At 59.0% G+C, this 21,079-nt stretch carries 17 protein-coding genes; 9 read left to right on the top strand and 8 right to left on the bottom strand.

The annotated features are described in order from the left end of the window. Positions 1-254: 254 nt before the first annotated feature. Genes ACUZ9Q_RS13840 through ACUZ9Q_RS13830 form a run of 3 tightly spaced genes read right to left on the bottom strand, consistent with a single transcriptional unit; the run spans position 255 to position 2,990 of the window. Positions 255-1,325 carry a glycosyltransferase gene (locus ACUZ9Q_RS13840; RefSeq protein WP_449248057.1) on the bottom strand — a complete coding sequence of 357 codons (1,071 nt, stop codon included), beginning with the start codon at positions 1,323-1,325 and terminating at the stop codon, positions 255-257. Positions 1,326-1,361: 36 nt separating this feature from the next. After that, positions 1,362-1,907, bottom strand: a complete 546-nt coding sequence (aroL, locus tag ACUZ9Q_RS13835) for a shikimate kinase AroL (RefSeq protein ID WP_192113066.1) — start codon at positions 1,905-1,907, stop codon at positions 1,362-1,364. Between the two features lie 9 nt (positions 1,908-1,916). After that, positions 1,917-2,990 carry a M24 family metallopeptidase gene (locus ACUZ9Q_RS13830; protein WP_192113065.1) on the bottom strand — a complete coding sequence of 358 codons (1,074 nt, stop codon included), beginning with the start codon at positions 2,988-2,990 and terminating at the stop codon, positions 1,917-1,919. Positions 2,991-3,190: 200 nt separating this feature from the next. On the opposite strand from ACUZ9Q_RS13830, the gene ACUZ9Q_RS13825 reads away from it, so the two are divergent. From ACUZ9Q_RS13825 to ACUZ9Q_RS13795, 7 genes are all read left to right on the top strand, one after another. Further along, on the top strand, positions 3,191-4,000 hold the full coding sequence (locus tag ACUZ9Q_RS13825) for an iron-sulfur cluster-binding protein (protein WP_449248056.1): 810 nt from the start codon (positions 3,191-3,193) through the stop codon (positions 3,998-4,000). A gap of 177 nt (positions 4,001-4,177) precedes the next feature. Then, positions 4,178-5,104, top strand: coding sequence for a dihydroorotate dehydrogenase (locus ACUZ9Q_RS13820; protein ID WP_227118770.1), 927 nt, complete (start codon positions 4,178-4,180; stop codon positions 5,102-5,104). 2 nt (positions 5,105-5,106) lie between these two features. Beyond that, a complete protein-coding gene (locus ACUZ9Q_RS13815; protein ID WP_192113062.1) occupies positions 5,107-6,237 on the top strand; it encodes a hypothetical protein in 1,131 nt (376 codons plus the stop codon). A 2-nt stretch (positions 6,238-6,239) separates the two neighbouring features. Continuing rightward, the gene (locus tag ACUZ9Q_RS13810) at positions 6,240-7,325 is read left to right on the top strand and encodes an NAD-dependent epimerase/dehydratase family protein (RefSeq protein WP_449248148.1); all 1,086 of its coding nucleotides are present in this window, start codon (positions 6,240-6,242) and stop codon (positions 7,323-7,325) included. Further along, complete coding sequence (locus tag ACUZ9Q_RS13805; RefSeq protein WP_449248055.1) at positions 7,322-9,322, top strand: ATP-binding cassette domain-containing protein; 2,001 nt, start codon at positions 7,322-7,324, stop codon at positions 9,320-9,322. The genes ACUZ9Q_RS13810 and ACUZ9Q_RS13805 overlap by 4 nt, the downstream gene beginning before the upstream one ends. A 121-nt stretch (positions 9,323-9,443) precedes the next feature. Beyond that, complete coding sequence (locus tag ACUZ9Q_RS13800; RefSeq protein ID WP_192113060.1) at positions 9,444-9,851, top strand: (deoxy)nucleoside triphosphate pyrophosphohydrolase; 408 nt, start codon at positions 9,444-9,446, stop codon at positions 9,849-9,851. A gap of 339 nt (positions 9,852-10,190) precedes the next feature. After that, on the top strand, positions 10,191-13,247 hold the full coding sequence (locus tag ACUZ9Q_RS13795) for an EAL domain-containing protein (protein ID WP_449248054.1): 3,057 nt from the start codon (positions 10,191-10,193) through the stop codon (positions 13,245-13,247). 89 nt (positions 13,248-13,336) lie between these two features. Here the strand turns inward: ACUZ9Q_RS13795 and ACUZ9Q_RS13790 are convergent, their stop codons facing one another. Both ACUZ9Q_RS13790 and ACUZ9Q_RS13785 read right to left on the bottom strand, forming a co-directional pair. Further along, positions 13,337-14,686 (bottom strand): sugar transferase, encoded by a 1,350-nt coding sequence (locus ACUZ9Q_RS13790; RefSeq protein WP_192113058.1) that lies wholly within the window; start codon positions 14,684-14,686, stop codon positions 13,337-13,339. Further along, positions 14,683-15,837, bottom strand: coding sequence for a glycosyltransferase family 4 protein (locus ACUZ9Q_RS13785; RefSeq protein ID WP_449248053.1), 1,155 nt, complete (start codon positions 15,835-15,837; stop codon positions 14,683-14,685). The genes ACUZ9Q_RS13790 and ACUZ9Q_RS13785 overlap by 4 nt, the downstream gene beginning before the upstream one ends. Positions 15,838-16,063: 226 nt before the next feature. Here ACUZ9Q_RS13785 and ACUZ9Q_RS13780 point away from each other — a divergent pair, with 226 nt between their 5' ends. Further along, positions 16,064-17,086 carry an NAD-dependent epimerase/dehydratase family protein gene (locus tag ACUZ9Q_RS13780; RefSeq protein WP_022658939.1) on the top strand — a complete coding sequence of 341 codons (1,023 nt, stop codon included), beginning with the start codon at positions 16,064-16,066 and terminating at the stop codon, positions 17,084-17,086. A 133-nt stretch (positions 17,087-17,219) separates the two neighbouring features. Here ACUZ9Q_RS13780 and ACUZ9Q_RS13775 read toward each other — a convergent pair whose 3' ends face one another. The 3 genes from ACUZ9Q_RS13775 to ACUZ9Q_RS13765 are packed head-to-tail and all read right to left on the bottom strand — an operon-like array spanning position 17,220 to position 19,185. Continuing rightward, the gene (locus tag ACUZ9Q_RS13775; RefSeq protein WP_027180843.1) at positions 17,220-17,930 is read right to left on the bottom strand and encodes a septal ring lytic transglycosylase RlpA family protein; all 711 of its coding nucleotides are present in this window, start codon (positions 17,928-17,930) and stop codon (positions 17,220-17,222) included. Then, positions 17,921-18,919 (bottom strand): hypothetical protein, encoded by a 999-nt coding sequence (locus tag ACUZ9Q_RS13770; protein ID WP_215647464.1) that lies wholly within the window; start codon positions 18,917-18,919, stop codon positions 17,921-17,923. Before ACUZ9Q_RS13770 ends, ACUZ9Q_RS13775 begins: the two co-directional genes overlap by 10 nt. After that, positions 18,916-19,185: a hypothetical protein gene (locus ACUZ9Q_RS13765; RefSeq protein WP_022658936.1), complete on the bottom strand. Its 270-nt coding sequence runs from the start codon at positions 19,183-19,185 to the stop codon at positions 18,916-18,918. Before ACUZ9Q_RS13765 ends, ACUZ9Q_RS13770 begins: the two co-directional genes overlap by 4 nt. 572 nt (positions 19,186-19,757) lie before the next feature. On the opposite strand from ACUZ9Q_RS13765, the gene dsrA reads away from it, so the two are divergent. After that, on the top strand, positions 19,758-21,071 hold the full coding sequence (dsrA, locus tag ACUZ9Q_RS13760; protein WP_233483432.1) for a dissimilatory-type sulfite reductase subunit alpha: 1,314 nt from the start codon (positions 19,758-19,760) through the stop codon (positions 21,069-21,071). Positions 21,072-21,079: the final 8 nt, after the last annotated feature.

Genomic DNA, 21,079 nt, shown 5'->3' with positions numbered 1-21,079 from the left:
TTTATGTCGATTGTTTTGGTCTACTGCATCAACTCAGTGATGTCTGTGCGTCAATATTGGCTGTTTAAACAAACAAATAAAGTGCTCGGCTTGTTGTGGCAGCGCGTGAAGCAGAGGATTGTGTAATAAAGTGTACCATAGTTGCAGTATTGCAGTGGACAGTGCGTGCTACTGAGTGAAAAACGCTTGCGCAGAAAGACACAAACGAATGTTAAACCAGATTTAACAGGTCTGCATTATTAAAAAAGGATATATCAAACCAGGAGCCAATCCTGCTGCTCATACCCTGCGTGCGAGAGCCACTGACCAGCTTCTTCTGCTGCGCCGTGGGCCGTGAGGGCATTGAGAATACAGCAGTGCCCGGGCTTGGGCAGCGTACTGCGTGCCAGAACAGGGATGCCGTTTACGCAATTGCCGATCTTTTTGGGATCAATATCAATGTAGGCATCTGGCCTTGGCCCCAGCGGCCACAAGGGGGCCAGCCGTTGCCGGGCAACGCGCCCGCCGCCGATTACCCAAACATGGGGATGAAAGGGGTTGTGTTCCTCAAGCCAACGGGCCAGCCATAGTGCCCGCAGCCTGTCGCAGGCCGCGCGTGCGTATCTGCTGTCTGCCCGGGTGGCGCGGGTTGGAGCGTCATTCCACACCAGCATTTCGTGGGGCAGCTTTTCCATCACCGCGCCGTGGTGGAGCCAGCGCAGCCAGATCTCCCAGTCTTCGGCAAAGTCGCCGTCACGGTACGCGCCCCATTTGTCCACGCATTCCCTGCGAAACATGACCGAGGGATGACACAGGGGCGTATCCCGGAAACGTGCGCGGCTGATCTGGGTATGTGTGAGCAGGCTGTTCTGCCAGTCCACAAAGTGGGCAAAGCCGTGTGCTGTTGCGCGATCTCCGCCAAAAGCCACGCAGGTTGCCGACACGCTGAGTTGCGGGTTGTTGAAAAGATGAGCGGCCTGCGTGGCAATGCGCAAGGGATGCGCCGTATCGTCCGCATCCATGCGCGCTATAAACGAACCGCGCGCCACGGCAAGCCCTGCATTAAGCGCTGCCACAATGCCGCCGTGCGGCAGGTGCAGTGCCCGCAATCTGTGACCACAACGGATGGGGCTTGCCCAGTATTCCAGAAGCTCGAGGGTGTCGTCGGTGGATCCGTCGTCAGCAACAATAATTTCAAATTCGGGTAAGGGCGCGCCTGGGGCCGGGCGCTGCCCGAGCAGGCTTTGCAGGGTTGCGCCCAGAGTGCGGGCCGCATTCCACGCTGGCAGCACCACGGATACAAGCGGCGCTGGCAATTGGGATGAAATGCGATCGGTATCAGCCATTGAAGGCAAACAGTGAGGGCAGGGTGAAGTGTATGGTCATGCCTTGGCGTGGTCCTGCGGCTTCCGTTCCTGCAAGAGCTGCTCTATGTGCTGGCAGACAACAGGCATGGGCCGCGATGCATCAACTATGTGGTGCGCGGCTTGTTCATAAAGATGCCGCCGTTCGTTCAGAATCTGGCCGATTTCTTCAATGAGTCCCTTACCGGTTAGCGAAGGGCGCTGGTTGTTGACAGGGTTGCGGCTCAGTCTTTCGGCAAGGGTCTGCACAGGGGCATCGAGAAAAACAACCATGCCGCGTTGGCGCATGAGGCGGCGATTTTCTTCCGCCAGCACCATGCCGCCCCCGGTGGAAACGACGCAGCCAGCGGGGTGTGCGTCCACCACTTCCTGCAAAGCCTGACTTTCCCGGCTGCGGAAGCCGGGCCAGCCCTCTGCGGCCACAATCTGCTCTACAGTACGGCCCGCCCGGTGCAGCAAATGCTGATCAGTGTCGGCAAAGGGCAGGCCGAGGCTTCTGGCAAGCGCCTTGCCGATGGTTGTTTTGCCCGAAGCCCGCGCGCCCACCAGAAAGAGAATGCTCATGCCGCCTCCTTAAAGGATTCTGACGCCGTCTTCTTCAACCAGCACGGTGTATTCCCAGCGGATGCCGCCCCATTGAGGATAGTAGAGCCCCGGCTCAACGGTCACAACCATGCCAGGTTCCAGAACACCCTCAGCGCGGGGCGAAAGGCTGGGTGCTTCGTGGGTTTCAAGGCCCACGCCGTGCCCGAGGCCGTGCGTAAAGGCATTGGCGACGCCAGCTTTGGCAAAAACATCATGCGCCAGCGCATAGGCCATGCGCAAAGGCATGCCGGGGCGCATGCCCTCTATGGCCGCCGTCTGCGCCTGCCGGGTAAGGTCGAGCGCACGGCGGAACTCGTCAGTCGGTGCCGTACCCACCCAGAAGGTGCGGGTCTGGTCAGAGCAGTAGTTCTCAACGCGGCAGCCCACATCGACCAGAACCGGGCAGTTGTCTGTAACAGCGTCCTGACCGGGGATGGCATGGGGCAGGGCGGCGTTTTTGCCCACGGCCACAATGTTGGCAAAAGCAAGTTCCGAAGCGCCGTTTTCGCGAAAAAAGCGCTCAATGAGCCAGCTTATGTCGGCCTCTGTGCGTCCCGGCTCCAGCTGGCCCTCAACCCATTTCATCAGTTTGTGATTGAGCGCAAAAGATTTTTCCAGCGCGGAGATTTCGCAGGGTTCCTTGATGCGGCGCAGGCGCTCGACCATGCCGTCAGCCGCCTCGCAATACAGGCCGGAGCCAGCGTCAGTCAGATCGCGGGCAAAGGTGAGGCTGACGCCGTTGGCCTCAATGCCAATGCGGCTGCCGCAGCGCCTGAGCAATCCGTGCAGTTCGCGCGCTGCGTTGCCGCCGTATATAAAGATGCGTTCGCGATCCCAGATGCGTGAGGCTGCGTCCAGATAGCGGCCGTCTGTTGCCAGCCAGTCGTGCCCATCAGATGTGATGACAAGTCTGCCTGCGCTTTCGTTAAACTGTGGATCATGCAGCTCAAAACCGGAAAGATAAAACCTGTTGGCAGCCTGGCTGATGAGCATGGCGTCAAGCCCGCGCAAGCGCATGGCACGCCGGAGGTTTTCACGGCGGGAAGCGAAGATGTCACTCATAAAAATTCTCCTGCGGGCACTATACCCAGCGCAGGGCTGGCTGAAAAGGTTAAATTTAACAGGGTTGAACGGAGCGGATTATGGTGGGAAGGAGGGCCGTCAGAATGGACAATTGATACACTTCTTGTATACATTAGCAAAGAGGCTTGGAGTAGCGGGGTCAGTTGACCTAGAACCTAACTAGGACTATTATTATAGACATGTCACAAACATCTTCTTGCGAGCTTGATGTTCTCGATCTTGTGCCTTTTGGGCAGACCGGCAACGAAAGCCGCTTTTTTGCGTTGCGCCTCTCCCGCCCCGAGTGGACTCGGTGGCGGCCTGGGCAGTTTGTCATGATCCGTCCCCGAAATTTCGGGCTGGATATCCCTTGGGCGCGTCCTCTTGGCATCTGCCATATGACCTCCCGGCATATGATCTGCTTTTTCCAGGTGCGCGGCAAAGGCACAAGGCGCATGTCCGAGCTGCGCTCCGGCGACAAGGTTCGCGTATGGGGGCCGCTGGGCAACGGGTTTGCCGTTGAGCCGGACACTCCGACCCTGCTGCTGGCAGGCGGCATGGGCATAGTCCCCTTTGTGGGCTACGTGAGCGAGCATCCCAAGCCGTGGAATGTGTCCATGCTCTTTGGGCACCGCGAGCACATCAGTTGCTATCCAGTGGACAGCATCAACGAGCACGTGCCGCTGGACAGCCTGCGCGAAGCGGAATCCGGCGATCTGGACGATTTTATTTTTACCATTCAGGAGCGCATGAGCGAATACGCTGAGCAGAAGGGCCTTGTGCTTGCCTGCGGGCCTACCCCCTTTATGCGCACCGTGCAGAAGTTTGCCGCCGAGCTTGGCGTTCGCTGCCAGGTTTCGCTTGAAAACCGCATGGCCTGCGGTGTGGGTGCATGCCTTGGCTGCGTGACCAAAACCACAGAATCCTGGCCGGTTGAAGCAAAGCGCGAAGGCCTGGTGCAGGTGTGCAACCACGGCCCGGTATTCTGGTCGGATCAGGTAGAACTGTAGGTTTTGCCTGCGCTTCCTTGATTCCTGAAACGACGTTAACGCCCGCATGCGGCATCCGTTACGGCCATGGCGCGCCGCACCGGCGAACCGGCGGTCGCGCGTGGGTACGCGCGGGCCTGTCTTGTCAGGCGAAGCCACGCACAAAATGCCGGATGTCGGCAATCTGGAGAAAGCGGCATGGATCTTTCCGTCACACTCAAGGGGCAGACGCACGATCTGACCCTTAAGAACCCTGTGCTCACGGCTTCAGGCACCTTCGGCTACGGGCTGGAGTTTGCCTCTTACGGCGATCTTGCCTCGCTTGGCGGTCTGGTCGCCAAGGGTCTTTCCCTGTTGCCACGTCAGGGCAACGCCACGCCGCGTATTGTGGAAACCACCGCGGGCATGCTTAACGCCGTGGGTCTGCAAAATGACGGAGTCGAGGTTTTCTGCCAAGACAAGCTCCCCCGCCTGCCCTGGCAGGAAACAGCCGTTATCGCCAATATTTACGCCGGTTCGGTGGAGGAATTCGCCGAGCTTGCCGCCCGCCTCAATGCGGAAGAAGGCGTTGCCGCCCTTGAGGTGAACGTCTCCTGCCCCAACGTCAAGGAAGGCGGCGTGCTGTTTGGCCAGGATCCGGCGCTTGCCGCCCAGGTCACGGCTGCCGTGCGCCGCGCCGCGCCGGGCAAGCACGTTATGGTCAAGCTCTCGCCCAACGTGACGGATATCGCCCTTATGGCCCGCAGCGTTGAAGACGCAGGCGCGGACAGTATCTCGTGCATCAACACGCTACTCGGCATGTCTGTGGATCTGAACAGCCGCAAACCCTCGCTGGCCAACGTGGTGGGCGGGCTTTCCGGCCCTGCCATCAAGCCCGTGGCCCTGCGCTGCGTGTGGCAGGTGGCCCGCGCCGTGAACATCCCCGTTATCGGTGTGGGCGGCATTGTCACCGCCGAAGACGCGCTGGAATTTTTGCTGGTGGGCGCGCGCGCCGTGCAGGTTGGCACGGGCAACTTCATGCGGCCCGACTGCGCCTTTGCCCTGGCAGAGGAACTCCCCGCCCTGTGTGAAAAGCTGGGCATTGAAGACCTGGGCGCTTATTGCGGCAGCCTGGATTTGGACTAACTATGTCGCTTACCGTTATCCCCGCCCGCTCCAAGCAGGAATTTGACCAGTTCATGGATTTACCGTGGAGCCTGTATGAACGTGGCTCCCTGTGGACGCCTGGCCTTAAAAGTCAGGATCGTGAACTGCTCACGCCCGGTGAACATCCCTTCTGGGAAAGCGCCCGACGCGAACTCTTTCTTGTGCTGCGCGATGGCCGCGCCATTGGCCGCATAGCAGCCATTGTGGACGAAAAGTACAATGCCTATGCCAATGAAAAGTGCGGGGCCTTCGGCTTTTTTGAGTGCGCCAATGATCCCGAGGCCGCCCACGCCCTGCTGGATGCGGCGTACGGCTGGCTGGCCGAGCAGGGCATGCGCTTTATGCGCGGGCCGCTGAATCCCTCGGCCAACTATACCTGCGGCCTGCTGGTGCATGGCTTTGACCTTGCGCCCACCATCATGATGCCCTGGAACCCGCCGTATTACGCAGAGCTGCTCGAAACGTGGCATCTGCGCAAGGAGCAGGATCTTTTCGCCTACCAGATCGAGCGCTCGCGCCTTACGCCGCCGGAATGGCTCAGTGAGGAAGTGACGCGCCTCAAGGCCGAGGGGCGCTTTACCTGCCGTACGTCCAGCAAGGCCACGCTGGCGGAGGATATCCGCGCCATGCTGGAGCTGTACAAGGTGTCCTGGGCCAAGAACTGGGGTTTTTCTCCCCTTTCTGACGGCGAGGCGGAACAGCACGTCAAGGAGCTCAAAAGCGTTCTTGATCCGGAATTTTTTGTACTGTTCTTCCACAATAACGAACCAGCCGCAGGCATGGTGGCCCTGCCGGACATGGCCCCGCTCTTGCGGCGGCTCAACGGCAAGCTGGGCATCTCGGCTTTGTGGCACTGGTGGCAGTCCCGCGCAGAGATTCGCGGCGGCTACCGCATCATTCTTTTTGGTATTCGCGAAGAATTCCGCCTCATGGGCCTGCCCTTGCTGCTGCTCGACTTCATGCTGGAAAAGGCGCGTCAGCACCCGCATTTTCAGTGGGTTGAGGGTTCCTGGGTGCTGGAAGACAACACGCCCGTCAACGATTTGCTCGAAGATTTCTCGGGCCAGCTTACCAAGCGTTACCGCATCTATCGCAGGGAGATTCAGTCGTGACCATGACTGAAAGCGCCGTATATACACCGCATCTGGCGGGTAAAAAAGTGCTGCTTACGGGCGGCACTGGTTTTGTGGGGCGGCATCTGCTGCCGCAACTGCTGGAAGCCGGAGCGCAGGTCGCCTGCCTCACTCGGGCTGCCTCGCGCACCGGGCATCTGCCTGCGGGCGTGGAAACAGTCCAGGCCGATCTGAGCACGGGTCAGGGGCTTGCAGAAGCCCTGCACGGCAAGGATGTGGTCATTCACATGGCGGCCCTGCTTTTTGGCCTTGGCTGGCAGGATTATCTGCGGGCCAACGCCCTTGCCGCCCGCAGCATGGCCAGCGCAATAACCCGCCTTGCCCGCGCTGGAAACCTTGGGGCGGACTTTCGCTTTGTGCTGGTTTCAAGCCTCGCGGCAACCGGCCCCTGCGGCACGGCCCCCGGTGTGGACGATGCCACGCCGCCTGCGCCGGTTTCCGCCTATGGCTGGTCAAAAATGCTTACCGAGCAGGTGCTTGGGCGCGCTCTTGGGCAAAGTCTTGTAACCCTACGCCCGCCCATCATTTATGGCTCGGGCGACAAGGGCCTGCTGCCGGTATTTCAGGGGGTTATGCGTGCCCATGTGGCCGTGAGCCCCGGCGCTGGACGCGAGTTCCCGGTCAGCGCCGTACATGCGGACGACATGGCCCAGGCCGTGCTGTGCGCATGCAAGCCCGAAGCCAGCGGCGTTTATCATCTGAGTGACGGCGAGGCCTATACCATGTCCGGCTTTTGCCGGGTCATGGGCGCAGCGGTGGACAAGGCCCTTGGCCGCGCACCCCGCAATGTGCGCGTAGTGCGCATGCCTTTGCCCGTCATGGCTTGTACTGCCGGGCTGTCTACGGCCTTTGCCGTGGCTGCCGATGCCGTGTCCCGCCGCCTTTTGGGGCGTGGGCTGCGGCGCGCCCCGGCCTGGAATCTGGACAAATACCGTGAAGCCCGTCAGGCCGGGTGGCTGTGCGACAACAGCCGCATCTGCCGCGAACTGGGTTTTGCGCCGCGCGTGAGCCTTGAGGCAGGTATGACCGAAGCCATCGACGGCTACCGCCGCGAGGGCTGGTTGTGAAGATCACCATACAGGAACTTTCCAAGGCATTTGGCGGACGGGACATTCTCAGCAACTTTTCGCTGGAAGTGGATTCCGGTGTACGGCTGTGCGTTTGCGGGCCCAACGGTACGGGCAAATCCACCTTGCTGCGCCTCCTGGCCGGGGTGGAAAGCCCTGACGGCGGGCGGGTGATTCTGCCGCGCGGCTGCCGCCTTGGCTTTGTGGAGCAGGAGCTTTCAGAGGAATCCCTCGAAACGCCGCTGCTGGCCTATGTGCTGGACGTGCTGCACGACTGGAGCGATTTTTGGGCCGAATGGGAAGAAGCCGCCGCCAGTAAGGACGAGTCGCGCCTGACCTCCCTGATGCACCGTCAGGGCGAGCTTGAGGCGCTCTACGGCTACAATCCCGAGCATCGGGCCAAGGCCGTGCTTTCCGGTCTGGGCTTTGCCGAAAACAAGTGGAACCGAACCCTGCGCGAACTCTCCGGCGGCTGGCGCGAGCGCGCCAAGCTGGCCCGCGTGCTTACCGCCGGCGCCGATGTGCTGCTGCTGGACGAACCCACCAACCATCTCGATGTAGAAGCCGTGGAGTGGCTGGAGTCCTTTCTCATGGACTTCAGCGGCGCGCTGGTATTTGTGGCCCACGACCGTGTGTTCATGGATAATGTCGGCACGCACGTTCTCTACCTCGGGCTGTCCAAGCCCGTGTTCCGCAAGGCCACCTACACGCAGTTTCTGACCCTTCAGGACGAGTACAACGCCCAGCGTGAGCGTGAAGCCCGCGCCCTCAAGGACGATCTTGACCGCAAGATGGCCTTTGTGGAGCGCTTTCGCGCCAAGGCCACCAAGGCCCGTCAGGCGGGTTCCCGGATGAAGATGGCCAAAAAGCTCGAAAAAGAGCTGGAAGACTACAGACCGGAACCCAAGCGCAAGGAGCTGAATTTCAGCTGGCCCGAAGCTCCGCATTCAGAAAAGATTGTTCTGTCTGCTGCGGATCTGGAATTTCATTTTGGCGATGGCAAAACCATGTGGCCGCCCCTGACCCTGACCCTGTTCCGTGGGCAGCGGGTGGCGCTGGTGGGGCACAACGGCTGCGGCAAGTCCACCCTGCTCAAGCTGCTGGCAGGTACGCTGGAGCGGTGCGGCGGCAATGTGGTTACGGCATCGCAGATGCGCATGGGCTACTACACCCAGCATCAGATGGACACCTTGCGGGGCGATACCACTGTGCTTGGCGAGATCCGCCGTCTTTCAGATCCGCACACCACGGAAGAAGAGCTGATGAGTGTTCTCGGGCTCTTTATGCTGGGGCAGGACTATTTTGAACGGCAGGTGAGCGCCCTTTCGGGTGGCGAAAAAAGCCGCCTGGTGCTGGCAACGCTGTTTTTGAAGCGCTGCAACTTTCTGTTGCTGGACGAACCCACCAACCATCTTGACCTCGAAAGCCGCGAAGCCCTGGTGAGCGCGCTACAGAAGTTTAACGGCACCCTGCTCATGGTGGCGCATGACCGCTGGCTGCTCTCGCAGGTTGGGGCTGAAGCATGGGAACTCAATGAAAACGGGCTGACCGTATTCCCCGACTTTGCCTCGTATGACGAAAACCGCCGCGCCCGCCAGAACGGTTTGGGCGAAAGCCCCCAGAGTGCCGCCAATGCATCGGGCAACAGCGCCCGGCAGACGGACGTGCCCGCCGCGCAGCCATTGTCGCGCGATGAACAGAAGCGCATCAAGCGCGAACAGGCCGACAGGCGCAATGCCCTGCACAAGGAGCTAAAGCCCCTGCAAAACCGTTACGAAGCTCTGGAAACAGAGCTTGCCTCGGTGCTTGACCAGCAGGCCCTTGTGGAAGGCCAACTGGCCGACCCGGATGTGTACGCCGACCACGCCCGCTCCAGCGATCTGCTCAAGACCTTTGAATCGTGCAAGCAGCGTAGCGAAACCATTCTGGAAGAAATGACCACGCTTGAAGAACGCATGGCCGCTGTGCGGGAAAAGTGGAACGTGGAGCAGGATTGACCGACAGGTTTTGCGGTAGCCACCACAAAGGCGTTGCGTGACGTAACAGCTTGGTGCAATAGTACAAATACGTTTTCACCCAAAACAGCTCCAGGGCCGCGCGCCCGGTGTGGAGAGCGGCATGCAACATATAGAAGTAGCTGCGGGCATTATCTGGCGGGGCAAGAGGTTTCTGGCCAGCCAGCGCCTCAGCGACAAGCCTCTTGAAGGGTACTGGGAGTTTCCCGGCGGCAAGCTCGAAGCCGGAGAAAGTCCCGAAGACGCCCTCAAACGCGAACTGGCTGAAGAGCTGGGCGTGGGCGTGCGGCAGGTCGTGTTCTGGAAAAGCCTTGACCATGAATATGTGGAGCGCGGCTTCAGCGTGCGGTTGTATTTTTTTCATGTCACCGAATTCGTGGGCGAACCCTGTGGCGAAGAAGGGCAGAACCTGCGGTGGGTTGAGCCGCAGGAGGCCTTTGCCCTCGGATTTTTGCCTGCCGATGCCGTGGTGCTTGAAGAACTCATAGCGAGGCAACCGAGCATTCTTTGATAATTTGTGTGATGTGCCTCCTCTAGCAGTAATATTTTTTGTTTCGGCCCGCCATAGGCGGGCTTTTTTTATGGGCAGGGGAATTAGGCTGCAACTGACGGTGGAAATGTTCTTCGCAAAAAGGTAGCTTGAAATCAGTATTTATCGAAACCGTCACTGCTCACTGCTTTTTCCAAAAAATTCGGGGGAGGCTATGCGAATGCTGTCAGCGCAACGGCGGGCTACGCCCTGCAAGCCCGGCCGCATCACTTTATCCCTTCCCAAACGGTGTTGGCGTGTGGCCTTGCATGTCACTCAGGTGCCCTGCCTTGGCAGGCCCGCACACCGGGCAGGTGATCTATGCGTATAAAACAGCTTTCCTTTATTGTGTGCGCCGCCATAGTCGGGCTGTTCGTGCTTATTTCCTACGTCACGTCCGAGCTTGTGGTGGTGCGCGGCGTTGACGCCATTGAGAGCAACAGTTCCGCCGAAAAAATGAAGCAGTTGCGTAATCACATCCATGCGCAGGAAACACAGCTAAGCCATATCGCGGTGGACTGGGCATGCTGGGATGACGCCTACCGGTTCATGCAGGACAATAATGATGACTTTGTCCGAACCAACCTGCGGCAGCAGATGCTGGCAAAGTTGAACCTGTCGTCCATTGCCTATGTCAGCAGAGATGCCGTAAATGTACATATGGTTGAAGACGATGCGGGCTGGCGCAAGCCTGGGCATACAGCCGAGGTGCAACGCCTTTACGGGCAACTGGTCAACAGGCTTGAGGGCAGTTCGGAAGAAGGCCTTGCAGGGATCATGATGATTGGTTCTGTGCCGCACCTTGTTGCTGCCCAGAAAATCCGCGATACGGGCATGCTGCTGCCCGCCAACGGCGTGGTTTTTATGACCCGCGCCATTGATGCGGATTTTATAAAGGATGTGGAACACGATACCCTGCTGCGCTTTACGGTGCTGCCGGTGGAAGCGTTCAACAGCCTGCCCGTGGCTGCGGATGATCTGAACGCCTTCAAAATTGTGCGCGAAGACGGCAGCATCAATTCATATTCAGTGGTACGCGATGTTTTTGATTGCGCGGCGTTTTGCCTGCGGCTTGTGACAGGCCGGGAAATTGCCCAGCTTGGCAAGCGTATGTTTTTACAGAATTTTATTCTGATTGTTGTCACTGGCATGGGCATGCTGATTGCGTTCCTCGTGTTTACAGAAAAGCAGATACTCAGGCGCATTCTCTCCATGCAGCGGCAGGCGCAGCATATTGAAAAAAGCAGCGAGCCGCTGAAAAAGATTGATATTCAAGGTGATGACGAAATATTTGACCTCTCCCTGAAGATCAACAGCATGATCGACGCCCTGCAATCCAACGAAAAGTTTTTGCAACAGACGCTGGATACCCTTCAGGCTGGCGTAATCACCATTGAACCAGGCAGCCTGAAAGTGCGCAGCATCAATGCTTTTGCGCAACAGTTCATCGGTCTGCCTGCCGATGAAATTGTGGGCAGGCCCTGCCATGAATTTATCTGCCCCGGCGGGGTGGACCTCTGCCCCATGAGCAAGGGCAATCCCAAGGGCGAGCTGCTCGCAGGCCAGTTGACGTCTGTGGACGGCACCATGAAGACCATCGTGAAATCCGTGCGCGCCATTGAGATGAAGGGCGAAGAGATTTTTCTGGAGTCGTTTGTGGACATAACGGATCTGGAAACAACGCGTAAGGAGCTGCAACGCTCGGAAGAGCGGTACAAGACCCTGTTCATGAACACCGGCACGGCAACGGCGGTTATCAGCAGCACCGGGCTGATATTTTTGACAAATACGGAATTTTCCAACCTTGTGGGCATGCCGCCGGATGAGATTGAAGGAAAGCTCTTCATAACCAGATTTTTGGGCAAAGGCGAAGGGCATTCGCCGCTGTCGTTCGGCTCTTCTGCAACACGGGGCAGTGAAAAATACGAAGCAGAAATCCGGAGCAGCACGGGAAAAACCATCAATGTGCTGGTAACCCGGGCAAAAGTCCCTGAAAGCGGCCTGTCAGTCATTTCCCTGCTGGATATTTCGGAACGTTCGGCAATGGAGAGGGAACTGGCCTACAGGGCCAACCATGACCTGCTCACGGGGCTTGCCAACAAGGCCCTGGTGGCAACGCGGCTCATGGCCGCCATGCAAGAAGTGCATGAATCCGGGGGCATGGTAGGCGTGCTGCTTATCGATCTTGACCGTTTCAAGCAGGTGAACGACAGCTTCGGGCATTCGCTGGGCGACAAGCTCTTGCGGCAGGCTGCGGAGCGTCTGACGTATCTGGCCCGGCAGGATGACTGCGTGGCCCGTACCGGCGGCGATGAATTTGTCATTGTGGTGGGCAAGGCGCAGGGGAAGATCCAGCTTGAGGCCCTGGCAAACAATGTGCTGCATTCGTTGAACCGCTGCTTTTACGTGGACGAGTATTCCATCTATCTTAGCGCAAGTATTGGCATTGCCTGCTATCCCGGTGACGGCACAACTGTGGAGGCGCTGATGCAAAGCGCCGACCTTGCCATGTACAGGGCCAAGGCCAAGGGCAAAAACACGCATACGTTCTTTACAGAAGACCTTACCGTGGCGGCCAATGACCGCATGGCGCTGGAAACTGAGCTTTTCCGCGCCATGGACAGTGCCGCCTTTGAGGTGCACTACCAGCCCAAGATTGATATTGCCAACGGCGCAGTTGCTGGCTGTGAAGCTCTGGTGCGCTGGAAGCGCGCTGACGGCATGTGGATTCCTCCCTCTGTGTTTATCCCCCTGGCTGAAGAGACGGGGCTTGTGCGGCGGCTCGACATGTACGTACTGCGCAAGGCGTGTCGGCAGCAGAGGGAATGGAGGGAGCAGGGCCTGGGGAATGTCCACATGGCCGTCAATATGTCCGGGCGCAGCATCATTGCTGAAACATTTGTGGATGATGTGCTGGATGTGCTGGGCCGGGAAGATGTGCGCCCTGAGCACCTGGGCATAGAAATCACCGAAACGGCCTTCATGTCCAATATGGCGGAGGCCTCGCGGGGCATAGCGGCCTTGAGCGAGCAAGGAATACAGATATATCTGGATGACTTTGGAACCGGATATTCATCGCTGTACTATCTGCACACCATGCCCATCGCCAGCCTGAAAATCGACAAGTCGTTCATTGACGGCATTAACGCACCGCTCAATGCCTCCAACGAACTTGTCAAAACCGTGCTGACTCTCGCCTCCGGCCTTGGCATGGCAACAGTGGCCGAAGGCGTTGAAACAAGGGAGCAAATTGACTTCCTGGCAGAGAATGGTTGCAGCGCCATCCAGGGCTATATCTTTTCCCAGGCGCTCAGCGGCAGCGATTTTGCAACCTATCTGAAAGGATCTGCCGAGAGTATTGCGGCGGTTATGGCCTAGTCGGCCTGCCTTTCAAGGGCAGTAAAAAGCCCCGCGGGATTATCCTGCGGGGCTTTGGCATTTGCAGCGTGTGCGCTTTCAGGCGCGGACTAGCGCGCTCCCTTGGGGAAGAGCACAACGCCGACCGTCTTGAACACGATATTTATGTCCAGCAGAATGGACATGTTCTTGATGTAGTACAGGTCATATTCCAGTTTACGGCGGGCATCGTCTTCTGACGCGCCGTAAGGATAACACACCTGCGCCCAGCCGGTGAGACCCGGCTTAACCGTATGCCGCAGGCTGTAGTAGGGTATGGTTTCCTTGAGCTTGGTCACAAAGGCCATGCGCTCGGGGCGCGGGCCGATAAAACTCATGTCGCCCTTCAGGATGTTCCAGATCTGGGGCAGTTCGTCTATGCGCACCTTGCGGATGAACTTGCCGAACTTTGTCACGCGCGCGTCATGGGCGCTGGCCCATACGGCTCCGTTTTTTTCAGCGTCTGCGCGCATGGAGCGGAACTTGTAGACCGTAAATTCCTTTTCAAAAAGGCCCACTCGATCCTGTTTGTAAATGACCGGGCCGGGCGATTCCAGCCGCACCACAATGGCGGTCAGCAGCATGATGGGTGCTGCGGGAATGAGCAGGAGCAGCGAAATCAGCACATCGAGGGCGCGCTTGAGCCTGCGCAACGAGCCGCGCGTGTTCAGCGAAAAGCCTTCGGTCTGCAACAGCCATTCATCATTGATCTGCGAGAGCGGCAGGCGCTGCACCACGTGCTCGTAGAAACTGCGGATATCCACCACCATGCTGCCGCGCAACTTTGCTTCCAGCAGATCATGGGCGATGTCGTCGTCAATGGGTGCATCGGGCAGCAGCAGGATCATGGTCGCCTGTTTTTCTTTGGCAATGTCCAGAGCCATGAAGGGCGCACCAAGGCAGGGCCCGGCATCAGGCCCCTGATCGCGCTCGCCCACATAGCCAAGAATTTCGGCCTTGGGCAGCCCCTCTGCCAGCAACTGGCGCACCTTGCCCGCGCGGTCCACCCCCACCAGCAAAATGCGCAGGGGATGGGTGAGCCTTTCGGCATTGAGGTGGTAAATCCAGCGCCAGCCCAGAGAAAAGGCCAGCGAAAGAGCAAAAAGCATGGCCACGGTTTCGCGGTCAAAACGCCAGTGCTGGAAGGCGTAAGAAGCGGTGGCCGAAGAAACAATGCCAAGCAGGCAGGCTACCAGCACACGCCCCACGGTCTCCTTGAAGTCCTCGTTGCCCACGCTGTACGCATCAAGGATGTAAAAAAAGAGCATGTAAAAGAAAATGGTAAAGAGCGTAGCGCCCGTATAGTCGTGGAAAATGCTCAGATCGGATTCGACCGTCAGAAAGCCGGTAATGCTGAGTGCCAGCAAAATGCAGACGAGATCCAGAACCTGCAGCATGGCCATGCGGTATGTGCTTATCATAGGGTATCCTCGGCGGGCACGCGCATGTCTTCAAGAATGCGCGCGGCCACTTTTTCGGCGTCAAATTCACTCAGGGCCAGTTCCCGTCCGGCCTGCCCCATGCGGGCAATGCTTTCAGGACTGGTGATGAAGGATTCCATAGCGCCTGCCAGCGCCTGCGGATTGCGTACCGGCACAAGATAGCCGTTGACGCCATCGCGCACAACCTCGCGGCAGCCGGGGGCGTCCGTGACAACGGCGGGGCGACCCATGCCCATTCCTTCCATAATGGAGGTCGGTGTTCCCTCGCGCCAAGAGGGCAGCACAAGCACATGGGCTGCAGCCACATAGGGGCGCACGTCGCGCGTTTCACCAAGGTATTCTATGCAGCCCTGTTTCTGCCACGCATCCATCTGTTCCATGCTCACGCTGCCGAGGCCTTTTTCCGGCGGGCCGAGCACCTGAAAGCGGGCATCAGGGTACCGGGCCTTGAGCAGGCGCGCGGCTTCGGCATATTCCGGCAAGCCCTTGGCTTCAAGCAGGCGCGCCACCAGCAGAAAAACAGGCGACCCGATGAGGCGGCCATCGGCGGAATAGCCGGGCAAGGGACTGGGGGCAAAGCGCTTTGTGTCCACACCGGTGCCGCGCGCTGTAAGCACCCGCGCGTTGCGGCCGAGGATGCCCGACTGGCGGAAAACCGTTATGTCGTCCTGATTCTGAAAAAAAACGCCTTCCGCGCCCGAAAGCGCCACGCGATATAGCAGGCGGCCCAGGCGGTTGACGCATTTCTTGAAGAAGGTATCAGCTTCAAAGGCATAGCCAAGGCCGGTGATGGTGGCATAAACGTGGGGCACCCCAGCAGCTCTTGCCGCCATGCAGCCGTAGATCACGGGCTTGATGGTGGAGGCGAAAAGCAGGTCTGGTTTTTCGTCCCTGAAAAGGCTGAACAGCTCCCGCGTGGTGCGAAGGTCGCTCAGGGGGTTCAGCCCCTTTCTGTCCAGCGAATAGTGGCGCAGGCGCGCGCCCTGAGCGGCCAGTGCCGCCTCAGCATCGGCATCGCCTGGCGGGGCGCAGCAAACTACCTCGTGCCCGGCCCTGCGCATGTGCCGGATCAACACGCTCCAGAAGTTGCTCATGGCTTTGGTCTGGTTGCCCAGAACAATGATCTTCATGCTCGGCGCTCTCCCTTGTTCGGCGCTTGCCCTGCGGGCTTGTGTCGCATGCGCAAGTCTATAGCACTACAACCGTGCTATGAAAAGGGGAGGAGCTTTTGCATATATAGGCGGCGCAGGCCATCGCGGCTTTACAGTCGCGCTGCTACAGGGTAAAAGAACAATGGTTCTGCTGCCCGGGAATCAGCCTTGGCGCAGGCCGGAAATCTGAAAACAGGACGCAAAAATGAGCGCGTATTCTGATCTTACCAAGTCCATGACTGCCCAGCCTTCGCGTTGGCTTATCACCGGCGTTGCGGGCTTTATTGGCTCCAACCTGCTGGAACATCTGCTGAAACTTGGGCAGACCGTGGTTGGTCTGGACAACTTTCTTACCGGCTACCAGAAAAATCTGGACATGGTGCGCGACATCGTTGGCCCAGAAGCGTGGAGTCGGTTTACCTTCATCGAAGGCGACATTCGCGATATCGACACCTGCCACGCCGCCTGCAAGGGCGTGCAGCATGTTCTGCACGAAGCGGCCCTCGGTTCTGTGCCGCGTTCCATTGACGACCCGCTGTTGTCCAACAGCTGCAATATCACCGGTTATCTGCACATGCTTGTGGCCGCGCGCGATGCGGGCGTGAAGAGCTTTGTGTACGCCGCTTCTTCCTCCACCTACGGCGATTCGCCCGAATTGCCAAAGGTGGAAGACAAGATCGGCAGCCCGCTTTCCCCTTACGCTGTCACCAAGTACGTGGACGAACTGTATGCGGACGTGTTCAACCGCTGCTACGGGTTCTCAAGTGTTGGCCTGCGGTATTTCAACGTGTTCGGCCAGCGCCAGGATCCTTACGGCGCGTATGCCGCCGTTATTCCCCAGTGGTTCGCCAGCCTTATCAAGAAGGAAACAGTTTTTGTGAACGGCGATGGCGAAACCAGCCGTGACTTCTGCTATATCGACAACGTTGTGCAGGCCAATCTGCTTGCCAGCTTTGCCCAGGGCGAAGCCACCAACAAGATTTACAACGTGGCCTTTGGCCAGCGTACCACACTGAATGAGCTTTTTGATCTCATCAAGGAAGAAGTGGCCCGCCACAAGCCCGAAGTCATGAGCGCCGAGTGTGCGCATCGCGACTTCCGCGCTGGCGATGTGCGTCACTCCCTTGCCGATATCAGCCGCGCAGAAAAACTGCTGGGCTACGGTCCCCAGTTTGACGTGCGCCAGGGCCTGCGCCTCGCGGGCGACTGGTACGCAGCCAACCTGTAGCAGCCAACCGCACTCCAGAAATATGAAACCCCGCGCAAGCGGGGTTTTTTGCTGCCAAGGCTTAATAAAATTTAAAAGCTGCGTCAGGGGTGATTGCCGCAGAAAGATTGCTTTGGGCCTGTATACACTGTCTCTAGTTGTCGCCGACTACAAAAGCGCCGGGATACATGGCGCGGAAAATGTCAAGCTCTTGCTGCGCGCCGAAAGAATCGGGCCACGGCCCCACCTGTACATTCCACATGTTGTTGCTGCCGTAAATGAGGCGTCCTCGTTTGCCGGTCTGGGAAAGGATGTTGATGAGGTTGTCGGCGTTCACCCTGTCGGCAAAAGCCCCCACCTGCACATAAAAAGCCCCGGTGAGATCTCCGTCTTCTTTCATGCGTTCAACGCCGCCCATGCTCTGAATGCGCACGCGCGCCGTTCCGGGGCCAAGGATGTTCAGGCGGCTGGCCGCAGCGCGGGAGAGGTCAATGACTCGGTCGTCCACAAAAGGCCCACGGTCGTTGACGCGCACAATGATGGAGCGCCCGTTGCCCATGTGGGTGACGCGCACCTTGGTGCCCAGGGGCAGCAGTTTGTGGGCCGCCGTCATGGCATACTGGTTGTAGGTCTCGCCATTGGCCGTGGTTTTGCCGTGGAAACCTGGCCCGTACCATGAGGCCGTGCCTTCTTCCACAAAACCATTGGCTGACTTGAGGGGATAGTAGGTCTTGCCGCGCACAGTATAAGGGCGGCTGCCGGGAACCCCGCCCTTGCGCCAGGAGCGCGAACCACAGCCGCTCAGGAGCGCGGCGCAAAGCAGGGCAACAAGAAAAATAAGAAGCGGTCTGACCGTCATGCACATCCGTGGCCCTGACTGCTCAGGTAGGGCAGGCAGGGGAGTGTGTTCTTTTTGCCGCAGGCGGCGCAAAGCCCGGAGCAGTCGGCCTCTGACGCGGCGGCGCATTCCAGTTCGTGCAGCAGGGCAAGGCCCTCCCGCCCAAGGCTCCCGCCGTCGCGCGCGCGGGCAAGCAGGGCCAGCGCCGGATTGCGGCGGCCTGCATTGAGAAAATCCCTGGCAGCCAGAAGGTAGAGGCGTTCCCTGTCGTTGCCGAAGAGCGAAGCCAGAAGGTGCTCGTAACCCGCGCCAAAGACCTGGCGGGCAAAATCTTCTTCTGTGGCAAGCCAGCGCGCCAGATGGGCGTTGTGCCGCTCGACCGCCAGATAGCTTGTGAGAAGCCGCAACCCGTGGGCCAGAACGTGCATGATGCGCGAAAGTTCGCGCGAGGAGCTTTCAGAGGTTTGCCCGCCAAGGCCGCGCAAGGGGTTGTACATGTCTGCCGTAACCCCGGGCCTGCGCGAAATCTGAATAAGCCGGTTGGCGTAGTGCTGGCCCTGAAAGGCGTCTTCCTTCAGTTTGGCGCATTCGTGAAAGGCGTAGCCGATGCACCAGTCAATGAGGGTTTCAAACGCCTTCTGGGCCTGCGCGCCACCAGGCAACACGCTGTCCGCATGGCGACGCAGCGCGGTGATCTGCGCCATCTCTGCGGCATTGCCGTTTTCATCGGCGGGTTCTTCCGGCAACGGCAGCTCCAGCGGCGGCATGCCGCCGGGGGCCATGGCCTCTATGCCGGGGCTGTTACGGAAAAGGTGATGGGCCGTGTCTTTGAGTCGCCAGAAAACCCCCTTGCGCATGGCCTCGCCCAAAAGGTCGCGCAAGGCTGTGTAAGAAACGGCTCCGTCCACGTCAAAGCGGCGGCGCTGGTCGGCCAGCAGGCTGTAAACGGTGCAATAGTCGCGCACCAGGTCGCGCACGAGAAAATCGCGGTTGGCCAGCAGCCAGCGTCCGTTCACGCTTCGTCCTCCTGGAGCAGGGCGCGGGCCACGGCGATGTCGTACAGCAGCAGGGGGTCAGATTCGGCATTGCGTTCTTGCTGATACATGCGCGCGGCACTGCGCACCACAGCCATGCTCAGCCAGGGGTGGCGCTCCCACACTTCGGGATGGTCGGCGCGCCAGAGGCGAAATTCAACCTCGCCGTCAGGCCCGCGGCGCACGTAGACGCGCGAAAGGGCATTGCCCGCCTGCGGGTGATAGTACAGTCCAAGTTCGTCTTTCATTATAATGATAACCCTTGCGGATATGCGGCCGTGTGAGGCCGTTGTTGGTGCGGCGCATCCGCACATTCCATTTTGATCATACGCGCAAGAAAGTACTTTGCCAAGGCTGTGCGGTAATGTTGTGAAAAATAGTACAATATTTAAGAAAAAAGTTGCTTTTTTACGTAAAAAAATGCCCGCACGTCTCGCCTAAAGTAATGATTTTGGCATACTGTGCTCACGTGCATTGTGTCGCAAAGCCTTGATCGCCGGGTATTCTTGCGCCTTTTGCGTATATCATGCCGCCCCGGTTGTCATTAAGTGGAAAATGGGCTAATCAGTGTTTTGACCGCGTTGCGGCCTGACGGTCGGTGGCCCTTGCACGTCCGTTATCCGCGATCCCTTGGGGCGTCCCGATTTTACGGGGCGGGCGCATGCAGGTTTTACCTTCATGCGTGTGCTGGGGGGAGTATCCCCGCCATGCACGGGCAGCGATTTCGCGCCTGTACCCCGGATTGCCGCACCGGATCGCCGCAGTTGACCGGCACGTCACGCGAGCGCGTGATACAAACAAACCATGTGGAGGTATGGCAATGGCGAAACATGCAACCCCCTTGTTGGACCAGCTTGAAAGCGGCCCTTGGCCGAGCTTTGTGTCCGACATCAAACAGGAGGCGGCCTCTCGGGCCCAGAATCCCAAGGGTCTTGACTATCAGATCCCTGTGGACTGCCCTGAAGACCTTCTGGGTGTGCTTGAGCTTTCCTACAACGAAATGGAAACACACTGGAAGCACGGCGGCATCGTGGGTGTGTTCGGTTACGGCGGCGGCGTTATCGGCCGTTACTGCGACCAGCCCGAAATGTTCCCCGGCGTGGCGCACTTCCACACCATGCGTGTGGCCCAGCCTTCCGGCAAGTACTACCACAGCAAGTTCCTGCGCGACCTGTGCGACATTTGGGATCTGCGTGGTTCCGGTCTGACCAACATGCACGGCTCCACCGGCGACATCGTGCTGCTCGGTACCCAGACCCCCCAGCTGGAAGAAATCTTCCACGAACTGACCCACAAGATGAACGTCGACCTGGGTGGTTCCGGTTCCAACCTGCGTACGCCTGAAGCCTGCCTTGGCCAGTCGCGCTGCGAATATGCCTGCTACAACACGCAGGACATGTGCTACCAGCTGACCATGGACTATCAGGACGAACTGCACCGTCCCGCCTTCCCCTACAAGTTCAAGTTCAAGTTCGACGGTTGCCCCAACGGCTGCGTGTGCGCCATGGCGCGCTCCGACTTTGCCGTTGTCGGTACCTGGAAGGACGACATCAAGATCGACCAGGACGCCGTGAAGGGCTACGTTGGCGGCGAATTCGCCCCCAACGCCGGCGCTCACTCCGGCCGTGACTGGGGCAAGTTCGACATCCAGAAGGAAGTCGTGGATCTGTGCCCCTCCAAGTGCATGAAGTGGGACGGCTCCAAGCTTTCCATCAAGACCGCCGACTGCGTGCGCTGCATGCACTGCATCAACACCATGCCCCGCGCTCTGCACATCGGTGACGAACGCGGCGCGAGCATCCTCGTGGGCGCCAAGGCCCCCGTGGTGGACGGCGCCCAGATGGGTTCGCTGCTCGTGCCTTTCGTTTCCTGTGAAGCCCCTTACGATGACGTGAAAGAAGTCATCGAAAAGATTTGGGACTGGTGGATGGAAGAAGGCAAGAACCGCGAGCGCGTGGGTGAAACCATGAAGCGCCTGTCGTTCCAGAAGCTGCTGGAAGTCACCGACACTCCCGCCGCTGCCTACCATGTGAAGGAACCGCGTTCCAACCCGTACATCTTCTTCAAGGAAGAAGAAGTGCCTGGCGGCTGGACCCGTGACCTTGCTGCTTACCGCAAACGCCATCAACGCTAGTCAAAGGG

Source organism: Desulfovibrio desulfopostgatei (genome assembly GCF_053570645.1).
The sequence above is the reverse complement of the archived record's forward strand: the minus strand, read 5'-3'. Positions and strand labels throughout refer to the sequence as shown.